Origin of the sequence: Chryseobacterium lactis, from assembly GCF_003815875.1 — a bacterium.
In the GTDB taxonomy this organism is placed as follows: domain Bacteria; phylum Bacteroidota; class Bacteroidia; order Flavobacteriales; family Weeksellaceae; genus Chryseobacterium; species Chryseobacterium lactis.
In genome coordinates this window covers 667,135-682,668 of sequence record NZ_CP033924.1, presented here as the reverse complement: position 1 = coordinate 682,668, position 15,534 = coordinate 667,135, and the positions used below count along the sequence as shown (strand labels likewise).

Genomic DNA, 15,534 nt, shown 5'->3' with positions numbered 1-15,534 from the left:
TTTGAAGATGAGCTTATAAGCTTACTCTTACAAATCCTGTTACTTTAAGGTCTGCGTTTACAGATTTTACGTAGTCAGCAACTGAGATACTTCCGTCTTTAATGAAATCCTGGTGTACCAAAGTGTTGTCTTTGTAGAATCTCTGCATTTTACCTTTCAAGATATTGTCGATAATGTTTGCAGGCTTACCTTCTTCAGTAAGTTTGTGTCTTTCGATTTCTAATTCTTTATCGATAGTCTCCTGTGAAACTCTCGTTTCGTCCAAAGCGATTGGGTTCATAGCAGCAACCTGCATAGAAACAGCTTTAGCAGCTTCGTCAGCTCCATCTACTTTAGCAGAAAGAGAAGTGATTGCAGCAATTTTGTTTCCAGCGTGGATGTAAGCTCCTAAGAAATCTCCCTGGATTCTTTCGAAAGAACCGATCTCGATTTTCTCACCGATAACTCCTGTTTGCTCAACTAATTTTTCAGCAACAGTAAGTCCGTGGAAATCAGTTGCTAAAAGCTCTTCTTTAGTAGCAGCGAAGATAGCCATTTCAGCTAATTCGTAAGCTAGCTCGATGAAAGCTTCATTTTTAGCAACAAAGTCAGTTTCACAATTTAAAGAGATCACTACACCTAAAGTGTTGTCTTCGTTTACTCTTGCGATTACTGCACCTTCAGCAGATTCTCTGTCAGCTCTGTTAGCAGCAACTTTTTGTCCTTTTTTTCTAAGGATATCTACCGCTTTTTCGAAGTCTCCTTCAGCTTCAACTAGAGCTTTCTTGCAGTCCATCATACCTGCACCTGTTTGGTTTCTCAATTTTGCTACGTCTGCAGCAGCTGGTGTATAAGACATAATATCTATTATTTTTTTATTTAAGATTAGTTTTAATTTTTAGCTTAAATTTAGAGCAGTGCAAAGATAATGATTTTAATGATAAACTAAAAAATGACTTTTCACGTTATTAATATATTTAATACTATTTTAAAGATTTGATTAATGAAAAAAATCTTCCTTCTCCTTTTTATATGCATTTTTTCTCTTGGTTTTTCTCAAAAAAAGAAAAAATCAAAATCCAAAGCTGTTGTTGAAAAAGAAACGATTATTATTTATACGGAGCAGGAGGCTGAGGTATCAAAAGAGGCAAGGGTAATTGCCGGATTTCTAAAACAGAACCCGGGACACGCAAGAACCGATTTTTTTAAAAGAAGATTGATTGATATTATTATGGCAGATAATTCTCCCGAAGCCAAGCCTACTATCAGGCCAATCAGCAAAGAAAAAATTGAAAATATTGTTAAGAATAATGAACTGAACAGTGGTAAGGTTATTACAACAAATAAAGCAACCACCACTGCTAACAATACCAAGAATACTGATAAAGTAAACGATGCAATTAATGCTTTGAAGGAGGAGAGAAGGCAAAGTTATGCTTCGGTTGGATCATCAAAGACTTCTACAGCTTCCAAATCCGAACCTAGTGAAGCCAATAAAAAGACCGCAGCAATGCTTACTCACCTTTTTAATAATGATATCAATAAGAGTGAGGCCTATGTTAATATTAAAAACAGATCCGGTTGTAATCTGATCGTAAAAATAAGTGGAAAAAAGTACTATAATTTAAGTGTTCCTGCAAAAGGAGAAAACTTTATTCTGGTAGATAAAGGAGAATATGTGCTGACGACCATGGTGTGTGACGCGAAATATTCTTCACTGAAGAAAATTAGTCAGGATATTGAGATTGCTCTCAATGTTGCTGATTAGGAGAGAAGAAAACTAAAGTAAAAAAGGTTAAGAAATTTTCTTAACCTTTTTTGTTTTTTATCCTTTAAACTGACCCATTGCAATGAATTTGTCCTGTCTTTGGGTTTCAAGCTCCTGTCCTGTAAACTTGGAAAAAGCTTTGATATTTTGTAATATAGAACTTTTAAGGTTCAGATAAGTTGTTTCCGCGTCGTATTGAGCACCTCCAAGTGGTTCTTCAATAATTCCATCGATAAACTTTTCTCTTAAGGCATCTTGTGGAGTAAGGTTTAATGCATTTGCAGCATCTTCTTTGTGATCCCAGTTTCTCCATAAGATAGAAGAGCAGCTTTCCGGTGCAATCACGGTATACCATGTGTTTTCCAACATATATACTTTATTTCCTACCCCTATTCCCAGTGCTCCTCCGCTGGCTCCTTCTCCGATAATATAAGTGAAGATAGGCGTCTTAAGCTGAACCATTTCAAAAATATTTCTTGCAATAGCTTCACCTTGTCCTCTTTCTTCAGCTTCTAATCCCGGATAAGCTCCCGGTGTATCTACTAAAGTTACGATAGGAATATTGAATTTTTCAGCAAGCTTCATTAGTCTTAAAGCTTTTCTGTATCCTTCAGGATTTGGCATTCCAAATCTTCTGTACTGTCTTTCTTTAGTTGTTCTTCCTTTTTGAGTCCCTATGATCATCACTTTCTGACCATCAAGGGTAATCAATCCTCCAATCATTGCCGGATCATCAGCGAAATTTCTGTCTCCATGAAGTTCTAAGAAACTGCCTTTGTCTGCCATTCCGTTGATATAATCCAAAGTATAAGGACGATCCGGATGACGGGACAGTTGTACTCTTTGCCAAGGTGTAAGATTTTCGTAGATTTCTTTTTTCTTCTCTAAAATCTTATCCTCAATCTGGCTGCATGCTAATTTTACATCAACACCACTTTCTTCTCCTACTAAAGAACACGTCTGGTATTGATCCATCAATTCTTTGATAGGAAGTTCGAAACTTAAATATTCCATTTCTTGAAGTAAATTAAATCTTTCAAATGTATGAAAAATTATGGTAATTCTATTTAAAATTATTTATAGCATTGCTTATTCTGGAGGTACTTTCCTCTTTTCCAATGATTTCCAGAATGTCCGGAACATCAGGTCCTTTCAATTCTCCTACTAATGCTAAACGTAGGGGCATCATTACTTTACCCATTCCAAGACCTTTATTCTCTGCGAAATCATGCATCGCCTGTTTCAAGGTCTCCGCAGTAAAGTCTGTAGAATCAAGCGTTGTAGCCAATTCTCCTAAAATTGCAGAGGTCTCATCATTCCATGCTTTTTTTGAAGCTTTTTCATCATAAGACGTAGGTGCTTCAAAGAAGAATTTTCCGCTTTCATAGATGTCTTTCGGGAATGTTGCTCTTTCTTTCATCAGATGAATTACTTTTAATAGTTTTTCATCAGAAGCTGCTGAAAGATCAAGATCAGTATCCTTTAGAAGGTGAAGAAGTTCTTCATCAGTTTTCATTTGAATATACTGGTGATTGAACCATTCTGACTTTTCTTTACTGAATCTTGCACCTGCTTTATGTACTTTATGAAGGTCAAATTCCTTGATCATTTCCTCTAAAGGAAGAATTTCTTTGTCATCTGCAGGAGACCAGCCTAATAAAGCGACCATATTAATGAATGCATCAGGAAGATACCCGTTTTCTCTGTATCCTTTGGAGATAACTCCGGTTTCCGGATCTTTGAAATCAAGTGGGAATACCGGGAATCCGAATTTGTCCCCGTCTCTTTTGCTTAATTTCCCTTTTCCTTCAGGTTTTAAAATCAGTGACAGGTGGGCAAACTGTGGAGCCTCCCAACCCATTGCTTCATATAATAAGGTGTGTAGACCCAAAGATGGTAACCATTCCTCACCACGAATCACGTGAGATATTTCCATTTCGTGGTCATCCACGATGTTGGCAAAATGGTAAGTAGGCATTCCGTCATTTTTTACCAGAACTTTATCATCTAGCGTATTGGTATTCACAGAAGATTTTCCACGGATAATATCTTCAAGATTCAATATTCTGTCAACAGGCATTTTGAATCTTACGACGTACGGAGTTTTTTCATCCAATAACTTTTGAACTTCTTCCTCAGAAAGGGCAAGACTGTTTCTTAAACGGTTTCTCGTTTTATTATCATAGGAGAATACATCGCCTTTAGCTTCAAATTCTGCACGTATAGCGTCCAGTTCTTCCGTAGTGTCAAAAGCTAAATAGGCATAGTCGGTTTTTAAGATCTGCTCTGTATATCGATCATAGATATCTCTTCTTTCAGATTGTCGGTAAGGGGCAAATTTTCCTCCTTTTTTGGGACTTTCATCCGGGATAATTCCACACCATTCTAAGGCTTCTTCAATATAGTCTTCAGCTCCTTCTACGTATCTAGCAGTGTCTGTATCCTCAATTCTTAATACAAATTCTCCGCCTTGATTTTTAGCAAAAAGATAATCATATAATGCAGTTCTTACGCCTCCCAAATGTAAAGGTCCCGTAGGACTTGGAGCAAAACGTACTCTTACTTTGTCCATTTCAATTAAAATTTTGGTGCAAATTTACTTAAAATTATGGGGTTAGCTAATGATTTATGATAGGGATTGAGTTTTATGCTTATTAATTGAGTCACATTTTTAACTAATAAAATTGCCTTATCTTTTGATGAGGCAGTTTTTTTATACTTAAAGTTATTCTGTTTTTGCACGCTAAACGATCAGGTAAAAATGATTTATGACCAGAAGTTGGCTTTTTTGAACTTAATTTCTAAATTTGTAGCCATTAAGCCGGACAATAATCTGGAAATTAGTAATAGACACGAAGGGGAATATTTTATTGTCAGATGACTCTATCTACAAATTAAAAAATAATGAATGAATAATAATATTTCGCTTTTAATCGGACTGAAAAATAATCTTGAATATTCAAAAAGTTGTTATTATTCAATAAGAGAAAACTATCCTGAAACGGAAATCGTTTTTGTAAGCTACGGAAGTTCAGACGGAACTCATCTATGGCTCGATTCTTTGCAAGATGAGAATCTTATTTATTTTTATAATGAGGAAGAAAAAACTCTTTCAGATACTTATAATAAAGCAATAGAAATCTCTACCAAGGCTCATGTATGTTTTTTACATAATGATATGGTAATCGGTAGAAATTTTTTGTCTTCACTTGAGGAAGCCTTGTCTACCAATAATCTGGTATATTATAAGGTAATTGAACCCCCTATTTTTGCTTCGGACAAAAGATTATGGAAAGAAATTTGTGATTTTGGAAGTGATTTTGAAACTTTTCAATTTGACTTATTCTTTCAATTTGAAAAGGACCAGACTGCACAAAAGGGAGAATATACCAACGATGTCAGTTTCTTTCTGGCTGCTAAAAAAGAGGTGCTGGTAAAGATTAATGGTCTTGATCCTCTTTTTAAACCTATGTTTTGTGAGGATGATGATTTAATTTTGAGATTGCGCATGTCAGGCGAAAAAACTTTTGTGTGTCCTGATGCCATTGTATATCATTTTGTAAGCAAAACGTCCCGGTTTTCTGAAGAATTCCGGAATAAAACAAAAAAAATTGAAGAAAACTCATTGCGTAATTTTATACGAAAATGGAGTTTTACCAATCAATCTAAAGTGAAAAGAAAACTTCAGTACGGTTTGGTTTTAGATAACCCTACTGATAATGCTGTTAGAGAATTGGAAGTGTTTGTTGATCATATTTATTCCGATTATGATGCATCGAAATATATTGAGGATGAACAAAAGAATACGAGGTTTGATTTAACAGAGAAATTCAGACCCAAAAATGCAGAAGTGACTGATGATGTTGTCATAAAATTCAATGCAAAAAAGCTTTCTGAGAAAAATAGGCGTACTTTTAGAAGTCTTGCAGATTCTATTGAAGACGAAAAGACTTCAGAGAAAAATTTTTTTCAAAAGCTATTTGGAAAGCCTGATCATTTTAAAATTAATAATCTGAGCTTTGAATTACAACAGCATAAGTCTTACGAACAAGAACTAATAACCAGAAAAGATGTTTGATTTTTTTAAACCCATAACAATTACTTACGGAATCACGGTTTGTAATGAGTATACTGAGCTAAAGCTGCTTTTAGAGGTGCTATTGCCATTAATTGATAAAAATGATGAAGTACTTATCTTACGGGATGTGACAAATCCTGATCAGAAAGTAGGAGAGCTGCTGAATGACTATAGATCCAAAGTGAATGTTATTGAAGCTAAATTAAATGGAGATTTTGCAACCTTTAAAAATACTTTGATTAAACATGCAAAATCCAGATATCTCTTTCAGATAGACGCCGATGAATATCCAAAAGAAAAATTAATTACAAACCTGAAAAGTTTCCTATCTAAAAACAGAAAATATGATTGTTTTCTGATTCCAAGGATTAATATTGTAAACGGTATTACAGAGGAATATATAGAAAAATGGAACTGGAAAAAAAATCAGAATAATTATATTAACTTTCCGGATTTTCAAAACAGATTATTTAAACTAGGTAAAAATATTTATTGGCAGAATAAAATTCATGAGGTATTGGTGAATTATACCCGGGTAAAAGAATTGCCAACAGAAAATGACGAATATTGTCTGGTTCACATCAAAGAAATGGAAAGACAAAAGAAGCAAAATGCTTTTTATGACACGCTATAAATATATTTAATGAGGATAAAACTTATTTTTGACATTGAGGTTATTGGAAACGCCTATAAGAATAATCAAACTGGAATATTCAGAGTGGCTTATGAGCTGTTTAAGCGTTTTATATCCCGTGAGGAAATAGAACTTTCATATTCTAATTTTAATTTTAATAATCATAAGGAAACTCAATTCAAAATTGATCGGTTTCTTTCTGATCACCAACTTACGCTTAAGAATGCAAATAACTGTGAAAGAGTCAAATTTATTCCCTTCAGAAAAGAAAAGCCTTTCCGAAAGCTGTATAACAAATTAGGTATATTTGATTACAAAGTGAGTTATAATGAAGGTATTCAGGATGCTCAGATATATCACTCTTTATATTATCCCATTCATAAAAGTTTAGAGGAATTTCCTAATGTTAAAAAAGTCGTTACAATTCATGATTTGATTCCTATTTTATATCCGGAATACAATGATAATACGCAGTTGCTGGATAATACGATTAAAAGTATTGGTCCCAATAATTATGCGATATGTGTTTCTGAAAATACAAGGAAAGATCTGCTTGAATATGCACCGTATATAGACCCAAAGAAAGTTTTTGTGAGCAGGCTTGCTGCTTCTCCGGATATTTTTTATCAAAGTTCGGATGCAAAGGAAAACGCTTTAATAAGAGAGAAATATAATCTTCCGGAAAAATATATATTAAGTTTAAGTACGTTAGAACCACGTAAGAATATAGACCATTTAATCAGGTCCTTTATCAAAATGCTGGATACACATAGTGTTAGTGATCTAAGCTTGGTTTTGGTGGGTTCAAAAGGCTGGCAATACGACAAGATTTTTGAAGAATACGAAAATGCCAAAGATTTAAAAGGAAAAATTATTATTACGGGAAGAATACCTGACGAAGATTTAGCTTCGGTTTACAGCCAGGCCAATTCATTTTATTATATGTCACTGTATGAAGGATTCGGGCTTCCACCATTAGAAGCGATGCAATGCGGTATTCCGACTGTTACTTCAAATACTTCGTCACTGCCGGAGGTGGTAGGAGAAGCTGGCATACAACTTGATCCTACAGATGAAAATGCTTTGTCCGAAGTGATCTGGAAATTATACAACGATGAAGAATATCGTATGGAATATGCTCAAAAAGCGATTGAAAGAGCGAAAGAGTTTTCATGGGAAAAAGCAGTGGAAGAGCATATTAATATTTATAATGCAATATTAGAATAGAAAATTTTGAAAAAGAAACTTTTGTATTTTATGCCTGATAATCCGATGTCCGGAAAAGCAGGAAATACGACGAGACTCAATCAGATGCTTTCTTATTTTAATACCTTTGAAAGTGTTGAAATAACATTTGTGTCATTAAAAGATTGGGGACTTTGGAAAGAGGATGAGAAGATCTTGTTTTCTGAAAAATATCCTAATATTGAATTAATTCTTTTAGATAAAAAATATAAACATCATTTTTTTAAATATTTTTTTCTGTACAAATTGCCCTACCTTTTCAGGAAAAATCCAATTGATATGACAAGCTGGATTTTACGAAAAGAATTTGCGGAAATTGCTAATACCCGTCATTTTGATAACTTCATTATCAGCTATGCAACTTGGGGGGAGATTATCAACAAAGTAAAAACAAAATCTAATTTTATTATTGATACCCACGATTTCATTACAGCACAAAATAGCAACAAGTGCAAAAAAATTGGAAAGTTATTTCAGGGTGAAATTGATATTTTAAAAAAATTTGATGAAATATGGACTTACTCTGTGGAGGAAGAATATATATTCGGACAATTTACCAACAAGAAGGTAAAACATATGCCCGTTCCTTTTCCTCAAAAACAATTGATGCCGTTGCAACACAAGTATAAATACGATGTTGTGTATGTTGCCAGCAATAATCCTCACAATGTAAATAGTATTAACTGGTTCCTTGAAAAGGTATTGCCCCACTTAAAAGATACTATTAAAATTCATATTATTGGAAAAGTAGGGAAAGAGATAAAAAAAGAATATCCTGATGTTGTTATACATGGTATGGTTGATGACTTGAAGGAATTTTATGACAATGCAAGAATTACAATCTGTCCCATGTTGAGTGGAACAGGAGTTAAAATTAAAGTACTGGAATCTTTGAGTAATAATTTACCGGTTGTGACCAATACCCGTGGTGTAGATGGTCTTTCACAAAAAGTTGACAATGGTTGTCTGGTAACAGATGATGCCAAAGAATTTGCCGAATACATGGAAATTCTTTTGAAAAATGATGAGTTATATGATGCTTTAAGACACAAAGCCCATGAATTCATTAAAAATAATCATAGTCTTGAAAAAGAAATAGTTTTCTTTAAAAACAAATTTTCTTAAAAATTTTCCGTTATTATCGTATGGCAAAAATCTTAATTGATCTTGAGCGTCTCAGATACCCCAATTCAGGAATTGCAAATGTTTTTCGAAATCTCGCTAAGGGTCTTGAGGAAAATAATTCTAAGTTTGAAATATCTTATTTTGGAGATAAAGAGCAGCTTGAAAAGTTCGGACCTGCAACAAACCATGTTTCCTGGAGCAAACTTCACCGTTTTTACGAACGATTCAGTGGAGATTTTGATCTGATTCACGTAAGTCACCAGCTTTCTTCCTATTTTCATCGAAATTATAAGAAAACAATTAAAGTCGTAACCCTGCACGATCTGAATTTTTTACATGAAAACCTAAGTGAGTTTAAAAAAATAAAAATGCTGGGGAAGGTCAAAAACAATGTGAAAAATGCAGATTATATCGTCTGTATTTCAGAATATGCAAAGCAGAATTTAATTGAAAATAAGGCCCTTTTTCAGTTTAATAAGCTTAAAGATATAGTGGTGATCCATAATGGGATTCAGCTTCCTGAAAACAGAGAATATCACCTGGGAAAGTATAGCTTTTTAAAAGACAAAAAATATATCCTCAATATAGGGGTACTTTTCAATAAGAAGAATCAGATGACTTTGGTTGAAATGTTACCATATATTGAAGATGATCTGGTTCTTATCGCTTCAGATGAAAAGCAACCGTATGCAGATGAAGTTCGCGCAAGAATCAAAGAATTGAATATTGAAAAAAGAGTTCATTTTCTGAAGAATCTTTCCGAAGAAGAAAAATATGCTGTTATTCAACATGCTGATGCCATGTGTCACCCTTCCATTGCAGAAGGATTTGGTATTCCACCTATTGAAGCAATGGCTTTTGGAAAGCCTGTATTTCTTTCAAAATACACAAGTCTTCCGGAAATCGGAGGAGATAAAGCATTTTATTTTGATAGCTTTGATCCCAAAGAAATGGCTGATGTATTTAACGAAAAGATGGCATTATACAACAGTGAGAAAGAAGAAAGAAGTCAGGAAATAAAAAATTGGACAAAACAGTATAGTTATACCGAAATGTCCAATAATTATCTTAGATTTTATGAAAAAGTTCTTGGAAGAAATTAATTCTTATACTCCACGAACGTTTTCTCAATAATTTTTACACAATCAAGGAGTTGCTCTTCAGTGATAACCAATGGTGGTGCCAGTCTGATGATATTACCATGAGTTGGTTTTGCCAATAATCCGTTTTCTTTTAATTGTAAACAAAGATTCCATGCTGTAGAGCTTTCCGGTGTATCGTTAATGATGATTGCATTTAAAAGCCCTTTTCCTCTTACCTTGGTAATAAGGTCTGTTTTATCCATTAATTTTTCGATCTCAGCTCTGAATAACTGACCAAGTTCTTCAGCTCTTTCAGATAGTTTTTCCTCAGCAACCACATCCAAAGCAGCCACTGCCACAGCACATGCAATCGGGTTTCCTCCGAACGTAGAACCGTGCTGTCCCGGCTTGATGACATTCATAATGCTATCATTCGCCAAAACTGCCGACACAGGATACATTCCGCCTGAAAGTGCTTTTCCAAGGATCAGGATATCCGGTTGTACATCCTCATGATGACAAGCGATCAGTCTGCCTGTTCTTGCAATACCGGTTTGTACTTCATCAGCGATGAAAAGAACGTTGTATTTTTTGCATAGTTCAGAAGCATCTTTAAGGAAGTTTTCATCCGGAACATATACTCCTGCTTCCCCTTGAATAGGTTCAACTAGAAATGCTGCAATATTTTCTGCTTCTCTTCTCAGAACTTCTTCCAATGCTGCAATGTCATTGTATGGAATTTTAATAAATCCGGGAGTAAATGGCCCATAATTTTGATTAGCATCAGGATCATTGGAAAAAGAAACAATCGTTGTTGTTCTTCCATGGAAGTTATTTTCACAAACGATGATTTTAGCTGCGTTTTCTGAAATTCCTTTTACTTCATAACTCCATTTTCTGGCCAGCTTTACGGCTGTTTCCACAGCTTCAGCTCCGGAGTTCATCGGTAATACTTTATCGAATCCGAAAAGAGTCGTGATCTTTTGTTCATACTCTCCCAATTTAGAGTTGTAGAAAGCTCTTGAAGTCAAAGCTAATTTTTTAGCCTGCTCTACCAATGCTTCCACAATTTTAGGATGAGAGTGTCCCTGGTTTACAGCAGAATATGCTGAAAGAAAATCATAATACTTTTTGCCCTCTACATCCCAGACGAAAACACCTTCTCCACGATCCAGTACTACTGGAAGAGGGTGATAATTGTGTGCTCCATGTTTGTCTTCAAGGTCAATAAAATATTGTGAGTTTTTTGTTGTTTCTGCTGTTGACATATGTTTTGCTTTTTCACAAATTTACGCAATATTAATGAGATGCCTGAACCAAAACCTAATGAGGTTAACTGCTGGAATTGAAGTAGATTTTGAGCCGGAATAAAAATATATCAGCAAATATTTTCTTTATCAGCCAATTGTTGTAGGTATTCTATCTTTATAAGAACAGGATTTTTATTGATAGTCTCAAACCGATTTTTTTTGTTAACTTTTATTAATCCGGGATATATTTAACTTTTAGGAAATAAAAAAAACTGCCCCGAGAAGAGGCAGTTTATATCTTTATTTTAAAATAATCTTAGTGATTATCATATTTTCTATCCATTACAAAATCTTCCATGAATTTTGTAGTATAGTTTCCTGCAAGATAATCTTCATTATCCATCAGTTGTCTGTGGAAAGGAATGGTAGTTTTTACTCCTTCAATATAGAATTCCTCAAGGGCACGTCTCATTTTTGCAATTGCTTCCTCACGGGTTTGAGCCGTAGTAATAAGCTTAGCAATCATTGAGTCATAGTTAGAAGGAATTGAATATCCTGAATATACGTGAGTATCTACTCTGATTCCGTGTCCGCCAGGAATGTTTAATCCTGTGATTTTTCCCGGAGATGGTCTGAAATCTGCATAAGGATCTTCAGCATTGATTCTGCACTCGATTGAGTGTAATTTAGGATAATAATTGATTCCTGAAATAGGAGTTCCCGCAGCAAGAAGAATTTGTTCTCTGATCAGGTCATAATCAATTACCTGTTCAGTAATAGGGTGCTCTACCTGGATTCTTGTATTCATTTCCATGAAATAGAAATTTCTGTGTTTGTCTACAAGGAATTCGATAGTTCCCACACCTTCATATCCAATGAATTCTGCAGCTTTTACAGCAGCATCACCCATTTTCTCACGAAGCTCATCGGTCATGAAAGGAGATGGAGTTTCTTCAGTTAATTTCTGATTTCTTCTCTGTACAGAACAGTCTCTTTCAGAAAGGTGACAAGCTTTACCAAATTGATCACCGGCAACCTGAATCTCAATGTGTCTAGGCTCTTCGATCAGTTTTTCCATATACATTCCTCCGTTTCCAAAGGCTGCAACAGCTTCCTGAATCGCAGATTCCCAGTGTTCTTTAAGATCTTCAGCTTTCCAAACAGCTCTCATTCCTTTACCACCACCACCGGCAGTTGCTTTGATCATGACAGGGTATCCTGTTTCTTCAGCAACTTTTACAGCATGCTCATAAGATTCGATCAAACCGTCAGAGCCAGGTACACAAGGTACACCAGCTGCCTTCATGGTAGCTTTAGCATTTGCTTTGTCGCCCATTTTTTCGATCTGTTCAGGGGAAGCACCAATAAATTTGATCCCATTCTTCTGGCAGATTCTTGAGAAGTTAGCATTCTCAGATAAGAAACCGTAACCCGGATGAATAGCATCAGCATTGGTAATTTCCGCAGCAGCAATAATATTAGGGATTTTAAGGTATGAGTCTTTGCTCATCGCAGGACCAATACAAACCGCCTCATCAGCAAATCTTACGTGAAGACTGTCTTTATCTGCAGTAGAGTATACCGCAACAGTTTTGATCCCCATTTCTTTACAAGTACGTAAAATACGCATTGCAATTTCGCCACGATTGGCTATTAATATTTTTTTGAACATCTTAATACTATTTGAAATTTGAAAATTTGAAATTTGAAATTGATTTAATCAATTATCAATCATCATTAATCAATATTATAATTAAGATGGGTCAACTAAGAATAATGGTTGATCATATTCTACAGGTGTAGCATCATCTACTAAGATCTTAACGATTTTTCCGCTGATCTCAGATTCAATCTGGTTGAATAACTTCATTGCTTCAATTACACAAACCACTTTACCTACTGCTACTTCATCACCTACATTTACAAATACATCCTTATCCGGAGATGGTTTTCTATAGAAAGTACCGATCATTGGAGACTTAATCGTTACATATTTGCTGTCATCAGATGCAGCTTCAGCCTTGTCAGCAGGTGCCGCAGCCTGAGCTGCAACAGGTGCCGGAGCAGCTACTGCCTGAGGAGCAGTATGGTATACTGCAGGTTGTGCATAAACAGTATCGCTTCCAGCCAATGGAGTTTTAATAGTGATTTCGAAATCTTTAGTTTTGTACTTCACTTCTGAAACTTCAGCTTTAGATACAAACTTAATAAGATTTTGTATGTCTTTAATGTCCATAAAATTGATATTTGATTTTGGGTCAAAGATACCAAAAAAACATAAAAAACAATAAAAAACCGTCCAAATTTAACAAATTTGGACGGTTTTTGTATTAAAATGAGGTTTTTTTGAATAAAATCCTCTATTAGTTTTCTTCAGTAGTAGCTACTTCTTTTTCCAATACTACTTTACCTCTGTAGTAAAGTTTTCCTTCATGCCAGTGAGCTCTGTGGTAAAGGTGAAGTTCACCAGTTGCTGCATCTTTAGCTAATTGAGGAACTACAGCTTTATAGTGAGTTCTTCTCTTATCTCTTCTTGTGGACGACTGTCTTCTCTTAGGATGTGCCATTTTGTAATAACTTTTTTAATTGATGAGCGATGAGATTTATCATCTCATCATATTTAAATTATTTTATTTAATTATTGTCTTTTAATTTTCTTAAAGCATCCCATCTCGGGTCACTTTCGTGTTCTTTCTCTTCTTCTATCTCAATTTCTTTGGGACTGAACTGTTCAAGAATTTTCAGATCTTCATCACCTATATTCGGTGAAATCTTCTTCATCGGGATAGAAAGCATTACATTTTCGTAAATCAAATGTGCTACATTGAATGCGTGCTCTGTAGAAGGAATCGTAATAACATCTTCATTGCTGTCATCATATTCTTCCCCGAAATTCACAAGGATATTGATCTTATTTTCAATAGGATAGTCGAAATCTTCGTTTGTAATGTCACAAACCAGCTCTACCAATCCGTGTATTTTAATTTCAAATTCCAGAAAAGTAGTATGCTTATCTAGTAATACATCTACTCCTATTCTAGGATTTGTAAATTCCTGCTCAGTGTCAAATAATTGAAAGAACGTTTTATCTATCTCAAACTTGAACTCGTGTTTTCCGTTTTTAAGTCCGGAAAAGCTTACGTCATAGTTTCTTAACTTGTCCATAAAATGAGTGTGCAAAAATATGCATTTTTTTTATAATAACAAATAAAATCTAAAACAAATTAAATTAAAATTTGTTTTAATGATTTATGCTTCAGTTTCCTCTGGTAGATCTTCATCTATTCCATTGTCTACAACCATTTTTCTTGGCTGAAGGCGAGTGCTCATCAGTTCGTTGTATTCAATTCTGTTGTTGAACACTTTGATCGCCGTGAAAATAGCCTCTGTAAAACTCTGTTCGTCAGCAATATTTTTCCCCGCAATATCATAAGCGACTCCGTGATCGGGAGATGTTCTGATAAAAGGAAGTCCTGCTGTATAATTTACTCCCTCCTCATAAGCTAATGTCTTGAACGGGGCTAATCCCTGATCGTGATACATGGCCAAAACCGCATCAAAACTCTTGTATTTGCCTGGCTGGAAAAAGCTGTCAGCCGGAAAAGGGCCGAATGCTAATATTCCGTTATCGGAAAGTTCCTTGATAGCTGGAGAGATAATTTCAATTTCTTCACTACCAATCACTCCGCCGTCTCCGGCATGTGGATTTAATCCTAAAACTGCAATTTTCGGTTTTTGAATGCAGAAGTCTTCAATCAAAGTCTGATTCAGTGCTTTGATCTGTTTTTTGATTTTCTCTTTAGAAATATTTTCTGCAACCTGAGCAATAGGAATATGATGGGTAGAAACCGCAACTTTAAGATCTTCAGTTACCAGGAACATCAATCCTTTTTTGTCGAACTTCTCTTCAAAGTATCCCGTGTGTCCGGCATGCTTGAATCCCATTTTTACCATCTCATCTTTGTTGATAGGTGCGGTTACAAGAACGTCGATATCACCTCTTATTAAAGCTTCAGTAGCGGCTTCCAAAGAATCAATCGCCATTTTTGTTGATTCCTCAGTTGGAACTCCCAGTTCTACATTTACATTTTCCTTGGTAAGATTCACCATATTAAGTTTCCCGACCTGTGCCTGGGAAGCTTCATTAACATAGTTGAAATTAAGATTCAGCTTGAAAATATTTTTCTGATAAGTGAACAACTTTCCCGAACCAAAAATTACAGGAGTGAAAAAATCCGTAATAGTTTTGTCTTTCAGAGACTTCATAATGATCTCCGGACCGATGCCATTGAAATCACCTATTGAAATTCCTACTCGTACTTTATGGTTTTTTGGGCTCATTTTGATTATCTTTGAAGATTATAATTTACAAA

General features: G+C 35.0%; 15 protein-coding genes. 6 read left to right on the top strand and 9 right to left on the bottom strand.

The genetic code is table 11. The annotated features are described in order from the left end of the window. Nucleotides 1-13: 13 nt before the first annotated feature. Nucleotides 14-838 carry a translation elongation factor Ts gene (tsf, locus tag EG342_RS02965; RefSeq protein WP_103291777.1) on the bottom strand — a complete coding sequence of 275 codons (825 nt, stop codon included), beginning with the start codon at nt 836-838 and terminating at the stop codon, nt 14-16. A gap of 144 nt (nt 839-982) precedes the next feature. Between tsf and EG342_RS02960 the strand changes: the two genes are divergently transcribed. Then, the gene (locus EG342_RS02960) at nt 983-1,747 is read left to right on the top strand and encodes a DUF6759 domain-containing protein (protein ID WP_103291778.1); all 765 of its coding nucleotides are present in this window, start codon (nt 983-985) and stop codon (nt 1,745-1,747) included. Nucleotides 1,748-1,804: 57 nt separating this feature from the next. Here the strand turns inward: EG342_RS02960 and EG342_RS02955 are convergent, their stop codons facing one another. Together EG342_RS02955 and gltX are read right to left on the bottom strand one after the other, a co-directional pair. Beyond that, nucleotides 1,805-2,761 carry an acetyl-CoA carboxylase carboxyltransferase subunit alpha gene (locus EG342_RS02955; RefSeq protein ID WP_103291779.1) on the bottom strand — a complete coding sequence of 319 codons (957 nt, stop codon included), beginning with the start codon at nt 2,759-2,761 and terminating at the stop codon, nt 1,805-1,807. Between the two features lie 49 nt (nt 2,762-2,810). Beyond that, a complete protein-coding gene (gene gltX / locus EG342_RS02950) occupies nt 2,811-4,319 on the bottom strand; it encodes a glutamate--tRNA ligase (RefSeq protein WP_103291780.1) in 1,509 nt (502 codons plus the stop codon). Between the two features lie 336 nt (nt 4,320-4,655). Between gltX and EG342_RS02945 the strand changes: the two genes are divergently transcribed. Genes EG342_RS02945 through EG342_RS02925 form a run of 5 tightly spaced genes read left to right on the top strand, consistent with a single transcriptional unit; the run spans nt 4,656 to nt 9,932 of the window. Then, complete coding sequence (locus tag EG342_RS02945; protein ID WP_103291781.1) at nt 4,656-5,825, top strand: glycosyltransferase family 2 protein; 1,170 nt, start codon at nt 4,656-4,658, stop codon at nt 5,823-5,825. Next, entirely contained in the window at nt 5,818-6,459 is a 642-nt protein-coding gene (locus EG342_RS02940; protein WP_103291782.1) for a glycosyltransferase, read from the top strand. Before EG342_RS02945 ends, EG342_RS02940 begins: the two co-directional genes overlap by 8 nt. 9 nt (nt 6,460-6,468) lie before the next feature. Further along, entirely contained in the window at nt 6,469-7,686 is a 1,218-nt protein-coding gene (locus EG342_RS02935) for a glycosyltransferase family 4 protein (RefSeq protein WP_103291783.1), read from the top strand. A 6-nt stretch (nt 7,687-7,692) separates the two neighbouring features. After that, nucleotides 7,693-8,829 carry a glycosyltransferase gene (locus tag EG342_RS02930; protein ID WP_103291784.1) on the top strand — a complete coding sequence of 379 codons (1,137 nt, stop codon included), beginning with the start codon at nt 7,693-7,695 and terminating at the stop codon, nt 8,827-8,829. A 20-nt stretch (nt 8,830-8,849) separates the two neighbouring features. Then, a complete protein-coding gene (locus tag EG342_RS02925; RefSeq protein ID WP_103291785.1) occupies nt 8,850-9,932 on the top strand; it encodes a glycosyltransferase family 4 protein in 1,083 nt (360 codons plus the stop codon). Here the strand turns inward: EG342_RS02925 and rocD are convergent. The 6 genes from rocD to pdxA form a co-directional block, all read right to left on the bottom strand. Next, entirely contained in the window at nt 9,929-11,179 is a 1,251-nt protein-coding gene (gene rocD, locus EG342_RS02920; protein WP_103291786.1) for an ornithine--oxo-acid transaminase, read from the bottom strand. The genes EG342_RS02925 and rocD overlap by 4 nt on opposite strands. Nucleotides 11,180-11,477: 298 nt before the next feature. Then, nucleotides 11,478-12,833, bottom strand: a complete 1,356-nt coding sequence (gene accC, locus EG342_RS02915) for an acetyl-CoA carboxylase biotin carboxylase subunit (RefSeq protein WP_103291787.1) — start codon at nt 12,831-12,833, stop codon at nt 11,478-11,480. An 81-nt stretch (nt 12,834-12,914) separates the two neighbouring features. Beyond that, nucleotides 12,915-13,397: an acetyl-CoA carboxylase biotin carboxyl carrier protein gene (accB, locus tag EG342_RS02910; protein WP_103291788.1), complete on the bottom strand. Its 483-nt coding sequence runs from the start codon at nt 13,395-13,397 to the stop codon at nt 12,915-12,917. Nucleotides 13,398-13,524: 127 nt separating this feature from the next. Continuing rightward, nucleotides 13,525-13,728, bottom strand: coding sequence for a 50S ribosomal protein L32 (gene rpmF, locus EG342_RS02905; protein ID WP_039365059.1), 204 nt, complete (start codon nt 13,726-13,728; stop codon nt 13,525-13,527). Nucleotides 13,729-13,795: 67 nt separating this feature from the next. Then, a complete protein-coding gene (locus EG342_RS02900; RefSeq protein ID WP_103291789.1) occupies nt 13,796-14,326 on the bottom strand; it encodes a YceD family protein in 531 nt (176 codons plus the stop codon). An 84-nt stretch (nt 14,327-14,410) separates the two neighbouring features. Further along, nucleotides 14,411-15,502 carry a 4-hydroxythreonine-4-phosphate dehydrogenase PdxA gene (gene pdxA / locus EG342_RS02895; RefSeq protein WP_103291790.1) on the bottom strand — a complete coding sequence of 364 codons (1,092 nt, stop codon included), beginning with the start codon at nt 15,500-15,502 and terminating at the stop codon, nt 14,411-14,413. Nucleotides 15,503-15,534: the final 32 nt, after the last annotated feature.

Coding starts and splice junctions, on each gene's coding strand:
- EG342_RS02935 (WP_103291783.1), top strand. CDS start 6,469: ATGAGGATAAAACTTATTTTTGACATTGAGGTTATTGGAAACGCCTAT.
- tsf (WP_103291777.1), bottom strand. CDS start 838: ATGTCTTATACACCAGCTGCTGCAGACGTAGCAAAATTGAGAAACCAA.
- EG342_RS02940 (WP_103291782.1), top strand. CDS start 5,818: ATGTTTGATTTTTTTAAACCCATAACAATTACTTACGGAATCACGGTT.
- EG342_RS02960 (WP_103291778.1), top strand. CDS start 983: ATGAAAAAAATCTTCCTTCTCCTTTTTATATGCATTTTTTCTCTTGGT.
- rocD (WP_103291786.1), bottom strand. CDS start 11,179: ATGTCAACAGCAGAAACAACAAAAAACTCACAATATTTTATTGACCTT.
- EG342_RS02955 (WP_103291779.1), bottom strand. CDS start 2,761: ATGGAATATTTAAGTTTCGAACTTCCTATCAAAGAATTGATGGATCAA.
- pdxA (WP_103291790.1), bottom strand. CDS start 15,502: ATGAGCCCAAAAAACCATAAAGTACGAGTAGGAATTTCAATAGGTGAT.
- EG342_RS02900 (WP_103291789.1), bottom strand. CDS start 14,326: ATGGACAAGTTAAGAAACTATGACGTAAGCTTTTCCGGACTTAAAAAC.
- EG342_RS02925 (WP_103291785.1), top strand. CDS start 8,850: ATGGCAAAAATCTTAATTGATCTTGAGCGTCTCAGATACCCCAATTCA.
- accC (WP_103291787.1), bottom strand. CDS start 12,833: ATGTTCAAAAAAATATTAATAGCCAATCGTGGCGAAATTGCAATGCGT.
- rpmF (WP_039365059.1), bottom strand. CDS start 13,728: ATGGCACATCCTAAGAGAAGACAGTCGTCCACAAGAAGAGATAAGAGA.
- accB (WP_103291788.1), bottom strand. CDS start 13,397: ATGGACATTAAAGACATACAAAATCTTATTAAGTTTGTATCTAAAGCT.
- EG342_RS02945 (WP_103291781.1), top strand. CDS start 4,656: ATGAATAATAATATTTCGCTTTTAATCGGACTGAAAAATAATCTTGAA.
- gltX (WP_103291780.1), bottom strand. CDS start 4,319: ATGGACAAAGTAAGAGTACGTTTTGCTCCAAGTCCTACGGGACCTTTA.